Origin of the sequence: Agilicoccus flavus (genome assembly GCF_014857905.1) — a bacterium.
GTDB classification, from domain to species: domain Bacteria; phylum Actinomycetota; class Actinomycetes; order Actinomycetales; family Dermatophilaceae; genus Agilicoccus; species Agilicoccus flavus.
Map to the genome: position 1 here is coordinate 508,200 of NZ_JACYXE010000001.1, position 22,308 is coordinate 530,507.

Annotated in this window: 19 protein-coding genes; 13 read left to right on the forward strand and 6 right to left on the reverse strand. The window is 72.8% G+C overall.

Annotated features, from left to right (window positions below):
* Positions 1 to 11: 11 nt before the first annotated feature.
* Positions 12 to 926, forward strand: coding sequence for a LysR family transcriptional regulator (locus tag ICW24_RS02315; RefSeq protein ID WP_226344087.1), 915 nt, complete (start codon positions 12 to 14; stop codon positions 924 to 926).
* Positions 927 to 976: 50 nt separating this feature from the next.
* Here ICW24_RS02315 and ICW24_RS02320 read toward each other — a convergent pair whose 3' ends face one another.
* Positions 977 to 2,050: an App1 family protein phosphatidate phosphatase gene (locus tag ICW24_RS02320; protein WP_226344088.1), complete on the reverse strand. Its 1,074-nt coding sequence runs from the start codon at positions 2,048 to 2,050 to the stop codon at positions 977 to 979.
* 561 nt (positions 2,051 to 2,611) lie between these two features.
* Here ICW24_RS02320 and ICW24_RS02325 point away from each other — a divergent pair.
* The 5 genes from ICW24_RS02325 (at position 2,612) to ICW24_RS02345 (ending at position 8,395) form a co-directional block, all read left to right on the forward strand.
* Complete coding sequence (locus ICW24_RS02325) at positions 2,612 to 3,679, forward strand: YihY/virulence factor BrkB family protein (protein ID WP_226344089.1); 1,068 nt, start codon at positions 2,612 to 2,614, stop codon at positions 3,677 to 3,679.
* Between the two features lie 340 nt (positions 3,680 to 4,019).
* Positions 4,020 to 4,763, forward strand: a complete 744-nt coding sequence (locus ICW24_RS02330) for a hypothetical protein (protein ID WP_226344090.1) — start codon at positions 4,020 to 4,022, stop codon at positions 4,761 to 4,763.
* Between the two features lie 214 nt (positions 4,764 to 4,977).
* Positions 4,978 to 6,210 carry a globin domain-containing protein gene (locus tag ICW24_RS02335; RefSeq protein WP_226344091.1) on the forward strand — a complete coding sequence of 411 codons (1,233 nt, stop codon included), beginning with the start codon at positions 4,978 to 4,980 and terminating at the stop codon, positions 6,208 to 6,210.
* A 50-nt stretch (positions 6,211 to 6,260) separates the two neighbouring features.
* On the forward strand, positions 6,261 to 6,815 hold the full coding sequence (locus tag ICW24_RS02340) for a hypothetical protein (protein WP_226344092.1): 555 nt from the start codon (positions 6,261 to 6,263) through the stop codon (positions 6,813 to 6,815).
* Positions 6,758 to 8,395 (forward strand): esterase-like activity of phytase family protein, encoded by a 1,638-nt coding sequence (locus ICW24_RS02345; protein WP_226344337.1) that lies wholly within the window; start codon positions 6,758 to 6,760, stop codon positions 8,393 to 8,395. The genes ICW24_RS02340 and ICW24_RS02345 overlap by 58 nt, the downstream gene beginning before the upstream one ends.
* 15 nt (positions 8,396 to 8,410) lie before the next feature.
* Here ICW24_RS02345 and pepN read toward each other — a convergent pair whose 3' ends face one another.
* Entirely contained in the window at positions 8,411 to 11,029 is a 2,619-nt protein-coding gene (pepN, locus tag ICW24_RS02350) for an aminopeptidase N (RefSeq protein ID WP_226344093.1), read from the reverse strand.
* Between the two features lie 164 nt (positions 11,030 to 11,193).
* Here pepN and ICW24_RS02355 point away from each other — a divergent pair, with 164 nt between their 5' ends.
* The 3 genes from ICW24_RS02355 (at position 11,194) to ICW24_RS02365 (ending at position 14,070) form a co-directional block, all read left to right on the forward strand.
* A complete protein-coding gene (locus ICW24_RS02355; protein ID WP_226344094.1) occupies positions 11,194 to 11,988 on the forward strand; it encodes an inositol monophosphatase family protein in 795 nt (264 codons plus the stop codon).
* A 176-nt stretch (positions 11,989 to 12,164) separates the two neighbouring features.
* A complete protein-coding gene (locus ICW24_RS02360) occupies positions 12,165 to 13,055 on the forward strand; it encodes a D-hexose-6-phosphate mutarotase (protein WP_226344095.1) in 891 nt (296 codons plus the stop codon).
* A 190-nt stretch (positions 13,056 to 13,245) separates the two neighbouring features.
* The gene (locus ICW24_RS02365) at positions 13,246 to 14,070 is read left to right on the forward strand and encodes a hypothetical protein (RefSeq protein WP_226344096.1); all 825 of its coding nucleotides are present in this window, start codon (positions 13,246 to 13,248) and stop codon (positions 14,068 to 14,070) included.
* 298 nt (positions 14,071 to 14,368) lie between these two features.
* On the opposite strand, the gene ICW24_RS02370 is transcribed toward ICW24_RS02365, so the two are convergent.
* Complete coding sequence (locus ICW24_RS02370; RefSeq protein ID WP_226344097.1) at positions 14,369 to 15,499, reverse strand: hypothetical protein; 1,131 nt, start codon at positions 15,497 to 15,499, stop codon at positions 14,369 to 14,371.
* 388 nt (positions 15,500 to 15,887) lie between these two features.
* On the opposite strand from ICW24_RS02370, the gene ICW24_RS02375 reads away from it, so the two are divergent.
* Positions 15,888 to 16,826 (forward strand): hypothetical protein, encoded by a 939-nt coding sequence (locus ICW24_RS02375; protein WP_226344098.1) that lies wholly within the window; start codon positions 15,888 to 15,890, stop codon positions 16,824 to 16,826.
* Positions 16,827 to 16,927: 101 nt separating this feature from the next.
* On the opposite strand, the gene ICW24_RS02380 is transcribed toward ICW24_RS02375, so the two are convergent.
* Together ICW24_RS02380 and ICW24_RS02385 are read right to left on the reverse strand one after the other, a co-directional pair.
* Positions 16,928 to 17,593 (reverse strand): DNA-3-methyladenine glycosylase I, encoded by a 666-nt coding sequence (locus ICW24_RS02380; protein ID WP_226344338.1) that lies wholly within the window; start codon positions 17,591 to 17,593, stop codon positions 16,928 to 16,930.
* A gap of 119 nt (positions 17,594 to 17,712) precedes the next feature.
* The gene (locus ICW24_RS02385) at positions 17,713 to 18,951 is read right to left on the reverse strand and encodes a TerC family protein (RefSeq protein WP_226344099.1); all 1,239 of its coding nucleotides are present in this window, start codon (positions 18,949 to 18,951) and stop codon (positions 17,713 to 17,715) included.
* Between the two features lie 238 nt (positions 18,952 to 19,189).
* Between ICW24_RS02385 and ICW24_RS02390 the strand changes: the two genes are divergently transcribed.
* Genes ICW24_RS02390 through ICW24_RS02400 form a run of 3 tightly spaced genes read left to right on the forward strand, consistent with a single transcriptional unit; the run spans position 19,190 to position 21,938 of the window.
* Positions 19,190 to 20,536: an alpha-amylase family glycosyl hydrolase gene (locus ICW24_RS02390; protein WP_226344100.1), complete on the forward strand. Its 1,347-nt coding sequence runs from the start codon at positions 19,190 to 19,192 to the stop codon at positions 20,534 to 20,536.
* The gene (rbsK, locus tag ICW24_RS02395) at positions 20,533 to 21,468 is read left to right on the forward strand and encodes a ribokinase (RefSeq protein WP_226344101.1); all 936 of its coding nucleotides are present in this window, start codon (positions 20,533 to 20,535) and stop codon (positions 21,466 to 21,468) included. Before ICW24_RS02390 ends, rbsK begins: the two co-directional genes overlap by 4 nt.
* 2 nt (positions 21,469 to 21,470) lie before the next feature.
* Complete coding sequence (locus ICW24_RS02400) at positions 21,471 to 21,938, forward strand: SRPBCC family protein (protein WP_226344102.1); 468 nt, start codon at positions 21,471 to 21,473, stop codon at positions 21,936 to 21,938.
* A gap of 45 nt (positions 21,939 to 21,983) precedes the next feature.
* On the opposite strand, the gene ICW24_RS02405 is transcribed toward ICW24_RS02400, so the two are convergent.
* Positions 21,984 to 22,298: a DMT family transporter gene (locus ICW24_RS02405; protein WP_226344103.1), complete on the reverse strand. Its 315-nt coding sequence runs from the start codon at positions 22,296 to 22,298 to the stop codon at positions 21,984 to 21,986.
* Positions 22,299 to 22,308 lie beyond the last annotated feature (10 nt).

Sequence of the window (22,308 nt, forward strand, 5' to 3'; positions counted from 1 at the left end):
GGTGAGACGACGTGCTGGACGTCACCCGACTGCGCATCCTGCTCGCCGTCGTCGAGTCCGGATCGGTGACCGGCGCCGCCGATCTCCTGTCCTACTCCCCCTCCGCGGTGTCGCAGCAGCTCCGCCGCCTCGAGCGCGAGGTCGGGCAACCGCTCCTGCAGCGGAACGCCCGGGGCATGGCCCCCACCGACGCGGGAACGGTCCTCGCCGCCCACGCGCGGCGCGTCGTCCGGCAGCTCTCCGCCGCCGAGGCCGACCTGCGCGAGATCGCCGGCCTGCGGCGCGGACACCTCGAGTTCGGGACCTTCCCGACGGTCGGCAGCTCGTTCGTGCCCATCGCCGTCCGCCGCTTCCGCGAGCTCCACCCGTCGGTGACCCTGACGATCCGCAGCGAACGCGAGAACGCGCTCGTCGCGATGTTGGAGGACGGCCGCATCGGCCTCTCGCTGCTCTGGGACTACGAGTGGGCGCGGCTCGACGCCGCCCGCTTCGCCCTGACCCCCCTCTTCCAGGACCCCACCGCACTCGTCGTCGCCGCCGACCACCCCATGGCCCGGCGCCGGGAGGTCACCCTCCGGGAGCTGGCGTCCGAGGCGTGGATCATCCGCTCCAACGACCACCCGGTCGTCGAGGTGTTGCGCCGCAGCGCCGTGGCCGCGGGCTTCGAGCCGCGGATCTCGTTCGAGGCCAACGACTACCAGGAGGCGCAGGCGATGGTCAGCGTCGGCCTGGGGGTGGCGCTGGCCCCGCGCACCGCGGTCGTCAACAAGCACCCCCGCGTCCGGATCGTCTCGCTCGGGCAGAGCGCCCCGGCGCGCCGCATCCTCCTCGCCCACCGGCACGACCGGGTGCGGGCGCCGGCCGAGATGGGGTTCCACGAGGTGCTCGTCGAGACGGCCCAGACCTACGAGCCGGGCGACATGTGACCCGCTCCGACCCGGCCGTCCTTCGCGCCGTCCCGCCGCGCGTGGAGGCCTCAGGCCAGCGGCTCGGCCCCCGAGAGGATCGCCTTGAGCTTGGGCAGCAGCCCGTAGCCGTCGGGGGCCCTGACCGCCGGCGCCGGCCGGGCCACGCGCGGCGCGAAGCCCTCGTTCGACACGGGGATGCCGTGCGAGAGCACCTGCTCGGCCGGGGTGAGCTCGCGGATCCCGATGGCGCGCACGACGTCGGCGCGGTCGCGGGCGAAGTCGCCGTAGATCTTCGGGTCGTGCTGGCCGTCGTCGCCGACGAGCACCCACTGGATGTGAGGGAACTCGCGGGTCAGCCGGTGCAGGCTCTCGCGCTTGTGGTCCTGGCCCGACCGGAACCAGCCGGTGTTCGTGGGGCCCCAGTCGGTGAGCAGCAACGGCCCGGCGGGGTACCCGTGCCGGCGCAGGAAGCGCGTGAGGTTGCCGCACGTGTTCCACGCTCCGGTCGAGAGGTAGAAGATCGGCGCCCCGGGATGGTCGGCGAGCAGGTCGCGGTACATCGGCGCCATGCCGGGCACGACGCTGCGCGCCTGCTCGTGCAGGACGAACGTGTTCCACGCGGCGATGAGGGGACGGGGCAGGGCGGTGATCATCACGGTGTCGTCGATGTCGCTGACCACCCCGAACGTCTGGTCGGCCGCGACGATGTAGACGTCGGCGGGGACGGGGTCGCCCCCCACTGGCGCGATGGTGAGGCGCTGCCAGCCCGGCTGCAGGCCGTGGTCCTCGATGACCGTGTCGATGTACCCGCTGCGGTCGGTGCGCGTCCGGTGCTCGCGCCCGCCCACGGTGATGACGGCCTCGGCGTCGGCGGCCTGCGCCGTCATGAACGCCCGCCACCCCCGCACCTGCGCCTCGGCCCGCTCGCGCAGGGTGCTCGCGGCCTGCGCCTGGGCGTCGGGCTCGTCGTCGGGCATGGGCACGCGCGTGAGCAGGATGCGGCCGAGGACGCGGACGAAGCTCTCGCTGCCGTAGCCGGGATGCGCGATGGCGCTCGGTTCCCACCCCCGCCCGCGCAGGACGTCGGTGATCTTCCGATTGACCGCGTCTTCGACGAGCGCGGCGGCGTGCGGGCGGGCCATGGGCTCGACGGTACGCGATCAGCGGCGTCGACCGCGGTCTGTGACGTGCGCGACACCCGGCGAGAACCGCGACCGTCGCCCGTGGCTGCGCCGCCGCTCAGGGGAGCGCGGGACCTGCCGATATGGCCGTCGAGCGAGTCACGTCGCGTCCGCATCGCCAGGAGGGCACGCGGACGTCTGCGGCGTCGGCTCCTTCCACGGAGGGACGGCACCAATGGGCAGGACGCCCGCGCGCACCCGCGCGCCCCGCAGCACCGCACGACCCGGCGCGCCCCGCACGGAGACCGGGCGATGAAGGCCGACCACGGCCGCGCGCCCCTGAGCGCCCGACGCGCCGCGCCGCGGCGACGCACCCGACTCGCCTCCGCCCCGGTCCGACCCCACGGGGTCGCGCCGCGCGGCACCCGGCCGACGCGAGCGGGGCTGTCGCGGTCGCACACGGACCCCGTTCGCGGGCACGGCGTCTCGTGTCGGCACACCCAGGGCCTGGAGGAGGTCTGGTCCGCGCGGCACGCGGGTAGTGTCGTCGCGACCGAGCACCTGCCGACGTGGAGGAACCACATGTCCGACGACGCCGGGTCGGCTGCGACCCGCGAGAACGCCCCGAACCCCGATCATCCCGACAAGCCCGACTCGCTCACCGACATCAGCAAGCCGTCGTGGACCTTCACCGCCAAGAAGGCGTTCATGGAGTTCACCCGCGACCAGTGCACCGACCTCGCGGCGAGCCTGACCTACTACGCGGTCCTCGCCCTCTTCCCGGCGCTGCTGGCGCTCGTGTCGCTCCTCGGCGTCTTCGGTCAGGGCCAGGAGTCGGTCAACCGCATCCTCGAGACGACGAACGGGGTCGTGCCCGCCTCGGCGCAGGAGCAGATCCGGCCGGTCATCGCGCAGATGGTCAACTCCGGCGGAGCGGGCCTCGCGCTCGTCCTCGGTATCCTCGGCGCGCTCTGGTCGGCCTCGGGCTACGTCAACGCCTTCAGCCGAGCGATGAACCGCATCTACGAGATCGACGAGGGCCGCCCGATCTGGAAGCTGCGCCCGCTCATGCTGGTGCTCACCCTCGTCATCCTCGTGCTCGTCGCGCTCGTCCTCGTGGGCCTCGTCGTCAGCGGCCCGGTGGCCCAGTTCGTCGGCGACCTCGTCGGCCTCGGCTCCACCGCCGTGACCGTCTGGGACCTTGCCAAGTGGCCGGTCATCCTCGTCGTCGTCATCTTCATCGTGGCGCTGCTCTACTACGTCACGCCCAACGTCAAGCAGCCCAAGTTCCGCTGGGTCTCGGTGGGCGCGGCCGTCGCCATCCTCACCTGGGTGCTCGCCTCCGCGGCCTTCGGCTTCTACGTGGGCAACTTCGGCAGCTACAACAAGACGTACGGCGCCCTCGCCGGCGTCATCGTCTTCCTCCTCTGGCTGTGGATCACGAACAACGCCCTCCTGCTGGGCGCCGAGATCGACTCCGAGCTGGAGCGCGCCCGTCAGCTGCAGGCCGGGATCAAGGCCGAGGAGCACCTCCAGCTGCCGCCCCGCGACACGAAGATGAGCGAGAAGGCGGAGAGCAAGCGCGACGCGATGATCGAGGAGGGTCGGCAGATCCGCCTCGAGAACGAGGCCGGGGCCGGCACCGACTGACGCACCCCGCACTCCCGACAGGGCCGGACGAGACCTCTCGTCCGGCCCTGTCGCGTTCCCCGCACCGTCCGCTGCCGCACCACATCGGCGCAGGTCGCACGGGTTGCCCTGCGCCCCGGCGTGATTCGCGCGCGTTTGCGAGATGGACATACGTTCAGTACCGTTGACCAGGACGATCGTTCGACTAGGGGGTTCGTCCGGGGAGCACCGCCAGAGCGCGTCGCACCTCGGCGAGTCACGAACATCGTCCGGCCCATGGGGATGGGTCGACGAACCAGGGGGAACGGTCCGCGTCGTCGGGGGACGGCCGGGTCACCGTGTATCGAACGTGGGGGATTCCATGCACACGCTGTATCTGTTGCACGCGGGGATGCTCGCCGTCTCCGCCGGCGCTCTGCTCGCCACCGTGGCCGGGACCGGCCGGGTGCTGGAGCGCTCGGCCCGGACGCCGCACCTGCGGCTCCTGGCCCTGCTGGTCAGTGGCGCACTCGTCGTGGGGAACGTCGTGTCGCTGCTGCCGGGGGCACCGCAGTGGTACTCGATCGGGCTGATGACGCTCACGGCCGCCGGACTCGTCTGGCTCGCCGTCGCCGCACTGTCGGCCCGATCGGGGGCCGCTGTCCGACCCGCCGCGCCGGCCGCCGTGAGGCGCCCGCACGCCGTGAGCGCCCCGGCCGCCCGTCCCGCCGCGCCGGTCGCGCCGGTCGCCTCCGGCCCGCTGTACGCCACGGTCGCCACGAACGAGGTGATCGACGCCGAGGTCGTCGAGGACACCCCGGCCGCGCGCACCGCCACGGTCCACTCCATCGTCCGGGACCGGCCCCGGGGCACGGTCACCGCGGCCGACCTGCGCGCGCTCGGCCCCAATCGCGGGGCCGCCACTCACGGCGAGACGTACGTCGCCGCCGCACTGGGTGACTACGTCCCCGCCGACCGCCTGCCCCGGAACCGCCGCGGCCAGTTCCCGGCCCGGCGCCACGGCGCGGCGGCCACGCAGGACGCCGCGGCCCAGCGCCTGCGGGTCCTGCGCGCCTACGGCGCGACCGGCGACCTGCGCGGTCGTCTCCGTTCCACCCAGGCCTGACCTGGGCCCAGACCCCCTCCACCGGACGGCGTCCGGCCGGGACCCACTCCCCCGGCCGGGCGTCGTCACCTCGTCGTGTCCCGGGACTTCCGTCCCACCCGCGCCGGCGCGCCGGGGCCTAGCGTGGCGAGCGCCCATGTCAGCCGTGGCCCGCGGTGGAGTCGGACCTTCGGCACCTTCTCGGAGCCACGCCCGCCCCGCCGAAGGAGCCCCCATGCTCTCCGAGTCGTCGAAGGCCGTCGTCGAAGCGACCGCCGGTGTCGTCGCCGAGAACTCCGTCACGATCACGTCCCGGTTCTACCCGAAGATGTTCGCGGCCCACCCCGAGCTGCTGCGCATCTTCAACCACGCCGACCAGGAGCTGGGCGAGCAGGCCCAGGCCCTCGCCGCCTCCGTCGTGGCCTACGCCGTGCAGCTCATCGACCCCGACGCGCCGTCGTTCCGGCCGGTGATGGAGCGGATCGCGCAGAAGCACGTGTCCCTCGGCATCAAGCCGAGCGAATACACGATCGTGGGCAAGTACCTCATGGAGGCGATCGGCGAGGTGCTCGGCGACGCCGTCACCCCCGAGATCGCCGCCGCGTGGAACGAGGTCTACTGGCTGTTCGCGCTGCAGCTCGTCTCCGCCGAGGCGATGCTGTACCGCGAGCACAACGTCACCGCCGAGACGGCGCGCAAGGAGTTCGAGATCATCCAGCGCATCGACGAGGCCGAGGACGTCGTCTCCCTCATCCTGCGCCCCGTCGACGGCGGCCCCCTGTTCACGCACAGCCCCGGCCAGTACGTCACGGTCTGGGCCGACCTGCCCGACGGATCGCGCCAGCCGCGCCAGTACACGATCTCGACCGGTCCGCGCCCGGCCACGCGCCAGATCACGGTGCGCCGCGTGCGCGCCACCGCCACCGCCCCGGCGGGTCTCGTCTCGAACTTCCTGCACGACCACTGCCCGGTCGGCACCACGATCGAGCTGTCCTTCCCCGCGGGTGACGTGCTCGTCGACCAGAGCAGCGACCCGCTCGTGCTCATCAGCGCCGGCGTCGGCATCACGACGACCGCCGCGATCCTCGACGACGTCATGCGCACCCAGCCGGAGCGCGAGATCATCCTCGCCCACGCCGACCGCTCGCCGTCCGCGCACGCCCTGTACGACGTGACGAGCGCCGCGGCGACGCGGCTGGCCAGGACCCGCACCCACCTCTGGTACGAGGCGGGCGCCGACGAGGACTCCGCCCGGGCCCGCTCCGCGGCGAGCGGCCTCATGGACCTCACGGCGGTCGACATCCCCTCGAACGCGCAGGCGTTCATGTGCGGCCCGCTGCCGTTCATGCGCGAGGCCCGCACGACGCTGCTCGCGAAGGGCATCCCGCCGGAGCGGATCACCTACGAGGTGTTCGGCCCTGACCTGTGGGCGCAGAACCCGGAGAACGCCGAGTCGCTGAGCGCCTGACGCGCAGCCGACCGTCGCCGCAGAAGGCGGCCCGAGCCACTCGGGCCGCCTTGTGCGTCACCGACTGCTCACTGCCCGCCGAGACCTTCACGCCCGGCAGCGAGCCGTCCGGGCACTTCCTCACCGGCCCCTCGGCGGCGAAGCGGCCGTTCCCGGGCCAGCCGGTCCAGGGGTTCTCGGCCACGCACCGCCTCGGCGACGACAGCTACCTCGTCATGGGCGACAACGGGTTCGGCGCCAAGGCGAACAGCCAGGACGCCGACCTCGCCGTGCACCGCATCCGCCCGGGCCGGGGCACGGAGGACACGGACGGCACGCCGGGCACGACGACGTACATCAACACGATGTTCACGCTGTCCGACCCGAACGGGCTCGTGCCGTGGCGCATCTGGCGCGACGGCGGGTGCGGCGCCGAGGCGAGGCTGCCCGCGGGGTACACGTGCCCCAAGCCCGACCGCAAGCTCACCGGCTGGGACTTCGACGTCGAGTCCATGCAGGTCGCCAGGACGGCACGTTCTGGTTCGGCGAGGAGTTCGGCCCCTACCTCCTGCACACCGACCAGCAGGGCCGCCTGCTCTCCCCGCCCGTCCCGACGCCGGGCGTGACGTCGCCGTCGAACCCGACGCTCGCCGCGGGCGAGAAGCCGAACCTGCCGAACTCCAAGGGGTTCGAGGGCATGGCGATCTCGCCGGACGGGCGCACGCTCTACCCGCTGCTCGAGGGCGCGACCCAGGAGGACAAGGACGCGGGCCGCCGCGGCGACCTGCGGTTCTTCGAGGTGTCGATCGGCCGCGGCTCCGGCCGCCACACCGGGATGCAGTGGCGCTACCGGATGGAGTCGCCCGAGAACGCCATCGGCGACATGACCGCCGTCGACGACCACCAGTTCCTCGTCATCGAGCGCGACAGCAAGCAGGGCGCACAGGCGAGGTTCAAGCGGATCTACCTCATCGACATCGCGGGCGTGAAGAAGAACGGCTACGTGAGCAAGAAGCTCGTCGCCGACCTCATGGACATCGCCGACCCCAAGGGCGTCGGCGGGCGCGCCGGGGCGAGCTTCACCTTTCCGTTCTTCACCATCGAGGACGTCGAGATCATCGACTCCTCGACGATCGCCGTGATGAACGACAACAACTTCCCGGCGACCGGCGGCCGCTCGGTCACCGTGCCCGACCAGAACGAGTACATCGAGCTCAAGCTGCCGACCCCGCTGAAGGTCGCCACGCGGCTCCTCGGCTCGTTCGTGCCCTACGGCCCGCAGCGCAAGGGCGCACCGGCCGCACGGCTCTCGGTCATCGGCGACGTGCCCTACGGCGCCGAGCAGGTCGCGACGTTCCCGGCGTGGATCCACGAGATCAACGCGGCGAAGACCGATCTCAGCGTGCACGTCGGCGACGTCAAGAGCGGCTCGACCCGGTGCGACGACGGCTACTTCTCCGTCGTCAAGACCCAGTTCGACCGCCTCAGGACCCCGCTCGTCTATTCGCCCGGCGACAACGAGTGGACCGACTGCCACCGCCCCAACAACGGCGGCTACGACCCGCTCGAGCGGCTCGCGAAGATCCGCACGGTCTTCTTCGCCACGCCCGACACGACGAACGGCAGGCCGACGAAGATCTCCTCGCAGGCCGCCTACGGGTTCCCGGAGAACGTGTCGTGGCGCCGCGACAAGGTCTCGTTCGCCGCGCTGCACATCGTCGGCAGCAACGACGGCCTCGAGCCGTGGACCGGCAAGACCGCGCCGACCCCGCAGCAGGCCGCCGAGCAGAAGGCGCGCATGGCGAACAACATCTCGCTCATGCGGCAGTCGTTCGCGACGGCGCGCAACGCGGGTGACCGGGCGGTCGTGCTCTTCACGCAGGCCGACATGTTCGACCCCACCTACGCGCCGAAGCCCGGCACCGACCGCGCGTTCGTGCCGTTCATCCAGGCCCTCGTCGAGGAGGCGAAGCACTACCGCGGCGCCGTCTACCTCATCGACGGTGACAGCCACGTCTACAACGTCGACCGCCCCCTCGCCGAGGGCTCGCGCTGGCTCGGCTTCTACGGGATCACGGGCAAGGCCGACAACCTCACCCGCATCACCGTCGACGGCTCGAGCAACAACACGAACTGGCTGCAGGTGAGCATCAACCGCGCCGGCGAGCCGCTCTCGTGGGTGCAGGTGCCGTACCGCGCGCGGTAGTCGCGTGCGGCGTCCTCAGCGTGGGGCGGCCTGGGCGCGCAGCGCCCGGAGCAGGTGGTCACGTCCTTCGAGGACGAGGCGCCGCAACGCACCCGGGGCGTCCGGGTGGGTATCCAGCCATGCGCCGGAGTCGACGACGACCGGGTGCTCGTCGGCCCGGGCGCCCGTGTCGAGGTCGCCCGAGGGGAACAGCCCTCGTGCCACGCGCTGGGCGATCTCCTGGCTGCGTGCTGTCCACAGACCGTCGAGGGCGGCGAAGTACCGACCGCGGTAGCCCGCGACGAGGGCTCCGTGCCCCGGCCGAGAGAACCCGTCGACGAGCGCCTGGACCTCGTCGTTCGAGGCGTCGGTCCGGCTGAAGATCTCGTCCCACACGCGCGCCTTGACGTCGGCCGTCGGCAGGGACGACGCCGCCGCCAGGTACCGGACCGGCGCGAGCGAGGTCGGATCGGCGTCCAGCTCGGCGCGCAGGTCGGACAGGGTCGCGTGCCCGCTCGCGGCGAGCGCCGTCCAGAGCTGCCAGCGCAGCTCCGGGAGCAGCGGCAGCCCGGGCACGACGTGCGAGCCGTCGAGCAGTTCGCGGACCTCGTGGGCGCGGTCGCCGCACACGCCGGCGGCGCGGGCCAGGGCGCGCGCCCACGTGAGCTGCGCCCCGCTGCCCGGGTCGGCCGCCGCGACCTGCTCCCACGCCGCCTCGAGGAGGCGGCGGCGCAGCTCGGCCCGGTCCGCCGCCGGGGCGTAGGACTCGATCGCGGTGGCGGCGTCGAGGAGCGCGCCGTGCTGGAGGGCGACGTGGCTCTCCCGCGGGGCCTGGAACAGCACGACGTCGAGATAGCGCGCCGCCGGCATCCGCCCGTCGCGGCACGCGTTCCACAGCGCCGACCACAGGCAGGCCCGAGACAACGACGACCCGACGTCGGCGAGGTGATCCCGCGCCACCGCGAGCGACGCCTCGTCGACGCGCACCTTCGCGTACGTGAGGTCGTCGTCGTTGACGAGCACGAGGTCGGGCCGCGGCACCCCGGCCGCCTCCTCGACGACCGTCTCGGCGCCGGCGACGTCGACCTCGAGCCGGTGCGTGCGCGTCAGGCCGACCCGGGACGCGTCGCCGGAGCCCGATTGAGCCTCCGCCAGGGAGTACAGCCCGACGACGAGGCGGTGGGGGCGCAGCGGCTCGCCCTCCTGCTCGATCGTCAACCGGCCGACGCGGTCACCGTCGGTCTCGAGACGCGACGTGAGGACGTTGGTGCCGGTGGTGGTCAGCCACAGCCGGGCCCATTCGCCCAGGTCGCGACCCGATGCCTGCGCGAGCGCGTCGAGCAGGTCGTCCAGGGTCGCCGTCGAGAAGGCGTGCCGCGCGAAGTAGGTGCGGGAGCCGGCGAGGAACGCGTCCTGGCCGACGTAGGAGACGAGCTGCTTGAGCACGCTCGCGCCCTTGGCGTAGGTGATGCCGTCGAAGTTCTGCTTGGCCGCCTCGACGTCCGGGATGTCGGCGACGATCGGGTGCGTCGTCGGGAGCTGGTCCTGGCGGTAGGCCCACGCCTTGCGGCGGGCGCAGAACGGCGTCCACGCGTCGGTGAACTCCGTGGCCACGGCGTTGGCGTGCGTCCCCATGTAGTCGGCGAACGACTCCTTGAGCCACAGGTCGTCCCACCACGCCGGGGTGACGAGGTCGCCGAACCACATGTGCGCCATCTCGTGGAGCATCGTGTTGGAGCGGGCCTCGCGCTGGCTCGCCGTGGCGCCGGACTGGAAGACGTACGCGGCGTCGCTGAACGTGACGAGCCCTGGGTTCTCCATGGCGCCGAGGTTGTACTCGGGCACGAAGATCGAGTCGTACTTCCCCCACGGGTAGGGGAAAGCGAACGCCTCGTGGAAGAAGTCGAGGCCCCGCTTCGTCGTCGCGAGCAGAGCGTCCGCGTCGAAGCTGTCGACCAGGGAGCGCCGGCACCACATCCCGATCGGGACCGTGAGCTCCGCCCCGTCGGGGCCCCGCCCGGTCCAGACGTCGTCGAACCGGGCGTACGGCCCGACGCACAGGCACGTGACGTACGTGGACATCGGCGGGGTGGGCGCGAACGTCCGCCGGCTGCACGGCATCCCGGCCGAGTTCGGGGGCTCCTCCTGCCGGGCGACCTCGACGGAGTTGCTCAGCACCTCCCAGTCGGACGGCGCCGTGACAACGAACGTGAACCGCGACTTGAGGTCGGGTTGCTCGGCGTCGACGAAGACGCGCCGCGCGTCGGCCGGCTCGTACTGCGTGTACAGGTAGGTGAGGCCGTCGGCCGGGTCGACGTAGCGGTGCAGGCCCTCCCCCGACCGCGAGTAGCGGGCCCGCGCCCGCACCGTGACGACGTTCTCGGCGTCGGGGACGAGCCCGCGGATCGTGACGCGCGCCCCGTCGTACTCGACCTCGCACGCCCGCCCGTTCACCTCGACCGCGTCCACGGACTCGCCGAGGAAGTCGAGGAACGTCTCGTCCACGCTGCAGGTGATGCGGATCGTGCTGCGGGTCGGGTAGGTCGTCACGGCCGGATCCACGCACTCGCGGACGTCGACCTCGACCTCGTACGCGAGGACGTCGAGGCTCGCCGAACGCCGGCGGGCCCGGTCGCGGGTCAGGTTGCTCGTCACCGTGCGACGGTACCCACGGTGTCCGTGCCCCACGGACCCACCCGGGCGTTCGACGTTCACTTGGCGGCCTCCGCGCGGGCGACGCCGGGCACACCGTCCCGTCCTCCGGCCCCGGCGCCGACCACCACGGAACGGGCGACACGCCGGTGTGAGACGGTGGAGACGTGGACACGCAAGCCGTGCTGGCCCTGATGCAGGACGTCGCCGCGCAGGTCGTCACCCCTCGATTCCGGTCCCTCGCCGAGGGCGAGGTCATCGAGAAGAACCCCGGCGACCTCGTCACCGTCGCCGACCGCGAGGCCGAGCACCTCATCACCGAGGCGCTCCTCGCCGACGACCCCGACGTGCTCGTCGTGGGCGAGGAGGCGACCGAGTTCGACCCCGCCCTGCTCACCCGGCTCGCCGGGGCCGAGCACGCGTTCGTCGTCGACCCGATCGACGGCACGAAGAACTTCGTCCACGGCCGCGACGACCACGCGGTGATGATCGCCGAGCTCCGCTCCGGGCAGACCGTGCGGGCGTGGATCTGGCAGCCGGAGCACGAGCGCGCGTACGTGGCCGAGCGCGGCTCCGGCCTGTGGCTCGACGGGCGACGCGTCCACCGCGACACCCCCTCCCCGGACCCGGCGGACTGGCGCCTGCTCACGTCGAACCCCGCCGAGCGCGGCGAGCGCGACGGACTCACGTTCGGCGACACCGCCTGGTGCTGCGGCGTCGACTACCCGCGGCTCGCGACGGGCGGCTCCGACGCCCTCCTGTACGGGCGGCCCAAGCCGTGGGATCACGCCCCCGGCTCGCTGTTCCTCGCCGAGACCGGCGGCGTCGTCCGGCACCTCGACGGCACCGACTACGTGCCGGGCGAGCTCGGCCCGCGTCCCGCGCGCCTCGTCGCCGCCGCGTCCCCGCAGATCTGGGAGCGGGTCGCCGAGGCCGCCCGGGCGGGTCTCGTCCGCGCCTGACCCACCCCGTCCTCGGTCCGCGCGACAGCCCCCCGCGGCGTGGTCGCCCCCCACCCCGCCGGCTCGCGTCCCACGCGTCGGCCCCGGAGGACCGGGCCGTCACCGGCGGCAACACACGTCCTGGCAGGCGCGGATGTGACGGTGGCCCAACGGTTCTGCGGGTTACCGTCGATGTCATGCCCACCATCGACCCCGCCACCCTGCCCGACGGCGTGACGCCGGCCGACGGACAGGGCGGCCTGCCCGTCCTGCGCGTCGACACCCCCTCCGCCCGAGGCGAGGTCTACCTGCTCGGCGCCACCGTGACCGACTGGACCCCCGCCGGGGCCGACCCCGTCATTTGGGTCAGTTCCCGGGCCCGGTTCGAGGCCGGGACGGCCATCCGCGGCGGGATCCCGTTGTGCGCCCCGTGGTTCGGCCCCGGGCGTCGCAAGAACAAGACCCCCGCGCACGGCTGGTTCCGCACGGCCGAGTGGACGTTCGCCGGCGGCGAGAGCGGCCCCGACGGCGTCACCCTCCGCTTCACCCTCGTCGGGGCCGGCGCCGACGTCCCCGACGGCGAGCCCACCGACGTCCGCGGCGAGTACGCCGTCACCTTCGGGGCGACGCTGACGACCGCCCTCACCGTCACGGCCGGGGCCGACGGCCTCGACCTCGAGGACGCGATGCACACCTACCTCGCGATCTCCGACGCCGAGAGCATCCGCATCGACGGCCTCGACGGCACCCGGTACGCCGACAAGGCGCCCGGTGGCCGGGCCATCAACGCGCAGTCCGGCGACCTCACCCTCACGCGTGAGACCGACCGGGTCTACCAGCACACCGGCCCCGTCACGCTCGTCGACGAGGGCAAGAACCGCCGCCTCACCCTCACCCGCGAGGGCTCCGCGAGCGTCGTGATCTGGAACCCGTGGCAGGCCAAGGCCGCGTCACTGTCCGACTTCGGCGACGACGAATGGCACGGCATGGTGTGCATCGAGACGGCGAACGCGCTGGCCGGGCACGTCGAGCTCGCCGCCGGCGAGTCGCACACGAGCACCGCCACCTGGTCGCTCGAATCGGCCTGAGGTTCGGCAGAGCGGATCCGGTGACTCGACCAGGGTGACCGCCCTCGCGACACCCGTCGCATCGCGTCACCTCCCGAGGCAAGACGCCTCCCCCGATCGCGGCCGGCGCCCTACCCCCTGGGGGCGCCGGCCGCTCACGTCGCCCGGGTTAGCGTGGAGCGGTGAGCTCACCCAGCGCGCCGGCGCAGCCATGACCCTCTCGATCGTCGCGCTCGTCCTCGGCGTGCTCGCCTACGGCGCCGCCGGGGCGCGCCTGTCCGACGGCGCGAAGGCCGCCGGCGGGGCCTTCTCCTCCCCGGCGTGGTGGATCGGAACCGGCCTGCAGGGCCTCGGCTTCGTCTGCACCCTCGCCGCGCGCCAGCACCTGCCGTTGCTCATCGTGCAGGCGTGCGTCGTCGGCGGCCTCGCGGTGACGGCGATCATCCAGCACGTCACGGGCACCCGGCGCATCGGATCGCTCGACTGGACCGCGATCGGCGCCGTCAGCCTCGGCATCGTCGCGCTCGCCGCGACGACGGTGACCGGCCCGGCCGTGCCGATCACGACCGCGCAGCTCCTCGTCATCGGGGGCGGGGTCGCGGCCTGTGCGCTCGCGTTCGCCGTACCGCTCCCGCCCGGCGTCTCGGGGGTCTTCGCCGGGACCGGCTTCGCCATCAGCGCGATCACGGCCCGCCTCCTCGTCGCGGACGCGGTCCACGAGATCTGGCGGTTCTGGGCGTGGCCCTGGACGTCGTGGGTCGCCGCGTTCCTCCTGCTCGGCGGCCTGTTCCTCGGGCAGATGCACCTCACCCGCGGCCTCGCCGGCGCCCACGCCGTCGCCGTCCTCGGGACGAACTACCTCACGAGCACCATCGTCCCCGCCGCGATCGGCTGGACGATGCTCGGCGAGCACCCGCGCGCCGGCACGACCTGGCTCGTCGTCGTCGGCCTCGCGCTCGCCCTCGCCGGCGCCCTGACCCTCCTGCGCAGCGAGGACGAGGATCCCGCGACCCCGGTCGCCCCGGGCCCGGTCTGACCCGCTCAGAGCCCTCGGTCCCGCTCAGAACTTTTGTCGCGCTCACTCCGGCTCGGCTCGCACGCTCACCTGCGTTCGCCGCTCAACACCTTCTGTCGCGCTCACTCCGGCTCGCACGCTCACCTACGTTCGCCGCTCAACACCTTCTGTCGCGCTCACTCCGGCTCGCACGCTCACCTACGTTCGCCGCTCAACACCTTCTGTCGCGCTCACTCCGGCTCGCACGCTCACCTACGTTCGCCGCTCAACGCCTTCTGTCGCGCTCACTCCGGCTCGCACGCTCACCTACGTTCGCCGCTCAGAAGCAGCCGCTCGCGGAGCCCAACGCCCTCAGGCCGACCAGGTCACCCGCGCCCCAGACCGCGGGCTTGCGCGTCGTCTCGACGTGCATGATCTGCCGGGGGTCGCGGACGCCCGGGTGGTCGAGGCCGACGACGTGGCCGAGCTCGTGCATGAGCACCTGACCCCACGTGCCCTGATACCCGGAGACGTTCCCGGGCCCGAACCCGCCCGGCAGCCCCTGCGTCCCGTCGACGACGAGATAGCCCTGGAGGATCCGGTGCCACTCGCGGCCGCGGACGGCGGTGGTGCCCTGCTCGAAGAAGGCCCCGCCGACGCCGAGCGTCCGGGAGCCGCGCGGCAGATAACCGGAGGCGCCCGGACGGGAGTACGCGACGACGAGGTCGGTGCCGCGCGGGTACTCGTCGAGGATGTCGCGGCCGGCCGACCCGGGCACGACGGTCGTCGAGCCGGCCTTGACGAAGCGCAGGCCGGTGGCCGCCGACACCTTGGCGATCGACCGGTCGACGTCGGCCGCAGCCCCGCGGGGGGCGCGGGCGAGGTTGACCCGGTACGTGATGGGTCGGCACGGGTCCCAGCGCGGCGCCGGCCTGGTCAGGTAGGCCACCGAACGCGGGTTGCCCGCGCCCACCCCCACCGAGAACGGGCGCGAGACCGCCGAGCCGGTGGCGCCGGCGAGCACTCGCAGCGTCTGGGTCCCCGCGGAACGGGTCGGCACGCGCAGCACGTACCGGCCGTTGCGCGTCGACGAGGTCGCGACCGTGGCCCAGCCGTTCACCGCCTTGCGCTGGAGGCGGACCGGGTGGGTGCCTCCGCCGGCGACGCTCCCCCGCGCTGCCACGGACGACCCGATCGCCGCGACGACCGACGACGGCACCGCCGTCACGCGCGTCGGTCGAGCGGCCGCCCGCGGGCCGAGGGCGCGCCCCGATCGGGTCGCGACGGCCGTTGCGGACGCGACCGCGGCGGCGTGCTGCGCGTCCGTCTGCAAGGCGCGCGACTGCGAGGCAGTGGCCCGCGGAGCGGTGGCGGCGGCGGGCGGCGCGAGGGTCCCTGACGAGGCGAGCGCGGCGAGGAGTCCCGTCGCCGCGCCGGTGACGACGACGCGCAGGCGTGGCGAGGTCGGCATGTGGCGTCCTTTCCGCTTCGTGGGCAGCTGTTTCGGCACCGCTGCCCGGGCCCCGGCGCGACGCTGGTCGACGCATGGCGAGCCGATGGCGCGGAGCCACGTGCGTTTCCCCCACGTCGAGACTGCCGCACCCGCGGGGGCGGTGTCCACTTGCCTCGCGCAGCTCCGCCGCGCGAGGCGAAGTCGGACGGTTGCCCCGCTGGGGAGGCGAAACCTACTCTGGCGAGGGGGAACACGGCCGACGCGCCCCGGTGCGGCGGCCGTGTCGACGCCGGGCCCGCCTCCGGGCCGCGTCGAACGGCGCGGCGGGCGACCCGCCCGCGCGCCGCAGGGCGGGGTACGGCGCCCGCGGGGGTGGTGCGCCGACGGATCGAGAAGTGGTGAACGGATGAGCGCCGTCACGGCCAGCATCATCGTCGGCTCACGGCACCGCATGGACCCGGGCATCCAGCCACGCTGGCTCGTGCTGCTGCACGAGGGGCAGAACTACGCGTGGCACCTGGTGCGGCTGCAGCTCACCGGGGTCCCGGGCCCGCCCGGCCTCGACGTCGCACCCGGAGTGCTGTGGCGCAGCTCCGGCGACGGGCACCTCGTCGAAGAACTGGCCCTCATGCTCCACCTCTTCGCGACGCACACCGCCGAGGTGACCGAGGCGGTGCGCCACTGCCCGAGCCTCAAGCGCGCCCGCGTCGACCTCGACTCCCTCGAGGGACGCGAGCGTGGCGATTACGAGAACGCGATGCGTCTGGCCGCCGAGCACGGCCGGGAGCTCCTCCTCGCCGCGACCATCCACCGGGACAGCCGGCTCACCGAGGACGCGCTGCGCTCGATGCCCGACTGGGAGCTCGACGTCGCCCACACCGCCCTCACCCGGCACTGGACCGCCCTGCACGGGTTCTCGATCACCGACTACCGGCAGCTCGGCGGTGAGGGCGTCGACCACGAGGTGTCTTACGAGGACTGGATCGACGGCGCCCACGACCCGCTCGATGGTCCCGAGGAGTCGCGCGACACGGACCACGACACCCCCGGCGACCCCGACCGGGCCGACGACCCGCGGGACCACGAGGTGGCCGGACCGGGCCCGACCCACCTCGAACTGTCGGGTGGACGGCTCCGCCCCGCCCGGCGGGGCTGGATGCGCCGGGCCGCGCGCGACGATGCGGCGGAGGCGACCGCGGGCGGGGCGAGCGTGGGCCGCGACAACGCCCCCGTCGTCGGGCGCCCGGTGCGCGAGAAGGTCGGTTTGGCCGAGTTCTTCGGGTTCACAGAAGCGGCGAACGGAGGCGAGCTTGCGAGCCGCAGTGAGCACGACAGAGAAAGCTGAGCGGCGAACGCAGGCGAACTCGCGAGCCGCAGCGAGCACGACAAGGGGGTCTGATCCGAGATCCTGAGGACCCGGCCGGAACGCCCCTCCGCGGCCGCGCGTCAGGCGCGGGTGCCGTCGGGTGACCAGATGCCGGACGAGCCGCGGCGGTGGCTGTCGAGCAGATGGGTGTCGACGACGCCGACCGCCTCCATGAGGGCGAACATCGTCGTGGGCCCGACGAACGAGAACCCCGCGCTGCGCAGCTCTTTCGCGAGGGCCACCGACTCCGGTGACGTGGCGGGGACCTCCGCCGTCGTGCGCGGCATCGGGGTGCGCGCGGGGGCGAAGGACCAGACGAGGTCCGCCAGCCCGCCCCGCTCGCGCAACGTGAGCGTGGCGCGGGCGTTCCCGATGGTCGCGTCGATCTTGCGGGCGTTGCGGACGATGCCGGCGTCGGCCATGAGTCGCTCGACGTCGACGTCGCCGAACTGCGCGACCAGCTCGGGGTCGAAGTCCGCGAACGCGCTCCGGAACGCGGGTCGCTTGCGCAGAATCGTCGCCCAGCTCAGCCCCGACTGGAACGCCTCCAGGCTGAGGCGCTCGAAGAAGCCGCGTTCGTCGCGGACCGGTAGGCCCCACTCGGTGTCGTAGTACTCCCGCAGCAGCGGGTCGGTGCTCGCCCAGGCCGGACGGGCGAGGCCGTCGTCGCCGACGACGACCTCGGTGCGGGATGCGGGACGGGGACGGCCGGCCGAGGCGGGCGAGGACCCGGCGGCGGTTCCGATCGTCTCGTCGGTGGCTGCGGGGTCGGCGCTGCGTGTTTCGCCGCCGGGCGGTTCCGGTGGGGTCACGGTGACCTCCTGTGCGGGGTGGGAGGTTCGACTCTCCCACCCCGGCGCGCGGCTCAGGCTCGCCCGTCCACAGGGGTGTCGACGGCGGCGCGGACCTCGTCGCGCTTGGCCTTCGGGCTGGAGTCGTGCTCGGCGACCGCGCGCTCGACCAGGTCCATGAGTTCACGCTCCTCGCGGATCCGGGCGCGGTATTTGGGCGCGAGGCCCTTGATCGTCTCGATCTCCTTCAGCAGCTTGCCGTACGCCTTCTCGCGCTCGACCGGGTCGGTCTCGTAGTCGGGGTCGAGGGCGTTCTTCGCGTGGTGGCGGGCGTTCGTCACGGCGGTCTGCGCCTTGCCGGCGGGGCTGAGCAGCGAGGCGATGACGGTGACGACGAGGACGCCGATGATGACGGTGAGCGAGAAGCCCGTGCTCACCTCGACGACGGGCACCGGCTGCCCGTCGTTGACGAACGGCAGGTTGTTCTCGTGCAGCGCGTGGAGGATGAGCTTCACGCCGATGAAGCCGAGGATCGCGGCGAGGCCGTAGCTGAGGTAGATGAGGCGGTCGAGCAGGCCCTCGATGAGGAAGTAGAGCTGGCGCAGACCCATGAGCGAGAACGCGGTGGCCGTGAACACGATGTACGTGTTCTGCGTGAGGCCGAAGATCGCGGGGATCGAGTCGAGCGCGAAGAGGATGTCGGTGCCGCCGATGGCGACCATGACGAGCAGCATCGGCGTCATGACGCGCTTGCCGTTCTCGACCGTGAAGAGCTTGTCGCCGTCGTAATGCTCGCTCGTGTGCAGGAAGCGCCGCGCGAGCCGGATGACGATGTTGTCGGCCTCGTGGGAGTCCTCGCCCTCCGACTTGAGCATCTGGCCGGCCGTGATGATGAGGATGAGGCCGAAGAGGTAGAACACCCAGGCGAAGCGGTTGATGAGGGCGGCGCCGAGGAAGATGAACCCGGTGCGGGCGATGAGCGCGAAGACGATGCCGAAGAGGAGCACCTTCTGCTGGTCGGCCCGCGGGACCGAGAAGCTGGCCATGATGATGAGGAAGACGAAGAGGTTGTCGACGCTCAACGCCTTCTCTGTGATGTACCCGGCGAAGTACTCCGACCCCATCTGACCGCCGCCGAAGATCAGCAGACCGAACCCGAAGACGACGGCGAGGCCCACGTAGATCGACGACCAGATCGCCGCCTCCCGCAGGGTCGGCGAGTGCGCCTTGCGGACGTGGAAGAAGAAGTCGAAGGCCAAGAGGCCCAGGATGGCGGCGATCGTGAGGGCCCAGACGAGGGGCGAAACGGTCACGGGTGAGCTCCTGCGGTGGCGGCGGGGGGCGGTCGGGGTCGCGGACGCGTGAACGACGGGGCGGGCCCTAGACGCGCCGGGGTACTGCGGTGAGACGCGGCGACGGGCCGATCCGTTCCCGGGTGACTCTCGGCCGCGCCTTGCCCGGCGCTCACAGCCGCCGGCCTCCGCGTCGCCCCGGGGCGACGCTGTCGGTCCCCACCCGTACGGTGAGACCAGGACGAACAGGAGGTCCCTCATGCCCGACTGGGTTCGCGACTCGATGTGGTGGCACGTGTATCCGCTCGGCTTCACGGGAGCGCCGCACGGGGCATCCGGCGACCCCGAGCCGGCGCACCGGTTCGCCCACCTGGAGGCGTGGCTCGACCACGTCGTCGACCTCGGTCTCAACGGGATCGCCCTCGGGCCCATCTTCGCGTCGTCGACCCACGGTTACGACACGACCGACCACCTGCGCGTCGACCCGCGCCTCGGCACGGCGCAGGACGCGGAGTCGTTCTTCGCGGCCTGCCACGCCAAGGGCCTGCGCGTCATGCTCGACGGCGTCTTCAACCACGTGGGCCGCGAGCACCCCGCGTTCCAGGCGGTCCTGGAGCAGGGCGCGGGCGCCGAGACCGCCGGCTGGTTCCACCTGGAGTGGTCCGACGGCGACGGCGCGGGTGCGGTGCCGAGATACCGGAACTTCGAGGGCCACGACCAGCTCGTGGCGCTCGACCACGGCAGCGAGGCGGTCGTCGACCTCGTCACCGACGCCATGTGCCACTGGCTCGACGCGGGCGCAGACGCGTGGCGCCTCGACGCCGCCTACGCGGTGCTGCCGGAGTTCTGGGCGCGGGTGCTGCCCCGCGTGCGCGAGCGCCACCCCGACGTCTACGTCGTCGGCGAGGTCATCCACGGCCACTACGCCGACGTCGTCACCCGCTCGGGGATGGATGCCGTCACCCAGTACGAGCTGTGGAAGGCGGTCTGGAGCGGCCTCAACGACACCAACTTCCACGAGATCGCGCACGCCCTGGGCCGCCACGACGAGTTCCTCGCCACGTTCGTCCCGTGGACGTTCGTCGGCAACCACGACGTCACGCGCATCGCGAGCCGGCTCACCGACGAACGGCACCTCCCCCACGCCCTCGCGCTGCTGTTCACCGTGGGCGGCACGCCCGCCGTCTACTACGGCGACGAGCTCGCCTATCGCGGGGTCAAGGAGGAGCGCTTCGGCGGCGACGACGACATCCGCCCGCTGTTCCCGGCGAGTCCGGCGGAGCTCTCGGAGCTCGGGGCGGACACGCTGGCGGTCCACCGCGCGCTCGTCGGTCTGCGTCGGCGGCACCGCTGGCTGCACACCGCCCGGCCGGCCACGCTGCACCTGGAGAACGACCGTTTCGCGTACGAGGTGACCGGCGAGGGCGCGCGGCTCGTCGTCGCCCTCAACCTCGCCGACGACGCCGCCGTGATCCCCGTGACCGGCGCCGGAGAGGTCCTGGCCGGGGCGGCCCGCGCGCACGACGGCGGCGTCGCCCTGGAGGCGCACGGCTGGGCCGTGCTCGACGGCGGGTCGGACGGGTCCGACGGATCGCGGGCGTCGTGATCGGCGTCCTCGGGTCGACGATGATCGACCTCGTCACCTACACGCCTCGGATGCCGGCGGCGGGCGAGACGCTCGAGGCCCCGGAGTTCGAGCTCGGGTGCGGCGGCAAGGGGGCCAACCAGGCCGTCGCCGCGGCCCGCCTCGGGTCGGACGTCACGATGGTCGCGCGCGTCGGGTCCGACGCGTTCGGCGACCTCATGCTCGACACCCTGCGCGGCGAGGGCATCGACGTCGCCCACGTGGGCCGGGCTCCGGGCACGAACGGGGTCGCGCCGATCTTCGTCGAGCCCGACGGCACGAACCGCATCCTCATCGTCAAGGGCGCCAACGCGGCGCTGACCCCCGCCGACGTCGAGGCCGCCGCCGACGCCCTCGCCGCCTGCGACCTGCTCGTCCTCCAGCTCGAGGTTCCCCTCGAGACGGTGTACGCGGCGATCGACCTCGGCAAACGACTCGGCGTCCCGGTCCTGCTCAACCCGGCGCCGGGCGACCCCGACCTCGACATCGCCCAGGCCTGCCGCTGCGCGTTCTTCACCCCCAACGAGAGCGAGCTGGGCCTGCTCACCGGCCTGCCCGTCGACACGCCGGAACAGGTCCGGGCGGCGGCGCGGAGCCTGCTCGACCGCGGCCTCGACGCCGTCCTCGTCACGCTCGGCTCCGCGGGTGTCCTGCGCGTCGACGCCGACGGCGAGGAGGTCGTGCCCGGGCACGCCGTCGAGGCCGTCGACACGACCGGCGCGGGCGACGCCTTCATCGGCGCGTTCGCGCACGCGTGGTCCGGCTCGCGCGACGTGCGCGCCGCGATCGAGTTCGCCAACGCCTACGCCGCCGACTCCGTCACCCGGCGCGGAACCCAGAAGTCCTACGCGAGCGCGGCGCAGTTCGCCGCCTCGTCCACCCGTCCCCGAACCGCCCACGACCCCCAGGAGTGACCGTGCCCGAACCGATGACCCTGCACCGCGACACCGACGCCGCCCCCGACCGCGTGTGGGCCGCCCTGACCGACATCGAGCACGCGGAGGAGAACCTGTCCGCCGTCACGCGGATCGAGCGGCTCACCGACGGCCCGTACCGGATCGGCACCCGGTGGCGCGAGACCCGCACGATGCTCGGGAAGTCCGAAACGCAGGAGATGGAGGTCGTCGCGCTCGAGGCCCTCGGCATGACGCAGATCCGCTCCGTGTCGGAGGGGGCCGAATACACGACGACGTTCACCCTCACCGCTCGTCACCCCGGGACGACGCTGACGATGGCGTTCGAGGGCGTCCCGGACCAGGACGCGTCTGGGCTCAAGCGGCTCGCGAACAAGGTCATGGCTCCCCTGGGCGCCCGGGTCGAGCGAAAGGCGGTGGAATCCGACCTCGACGACATCGTGGCCGCCGCGGAGCGCGTGCAGGAGTGAGTCGAGAGGCCCGAGCGGCTCGGCGCAGCTCGGGCGGACTCGGGCTCAGTGCTGCAGCTTGAGACCGATGACGCAGCCGATGATGCCGAGCAGCAGGAACGCCTTGACGAGGGAGAACGGCTCCTCGCCGGTGAGCATCGCGTACGCGACGGTCAGCGAGGCCCCGACGGCCACCCAGACGGCGTAGCTCGTCCCGACCGGCAGCGTGCGCATCGCCCACGCGAGGCCGAGCATGCTGATGACGACGCTCACGCCGAACACCACGGTGGGCCAGAGCCGCGTGAGGCCCGCCGACCGGCCGAGGGCGGTCGCCCACACCGCCTCGAGCACCCCCGACGCGATGAGCACCAGCCAGGCCATCTCTACCTCC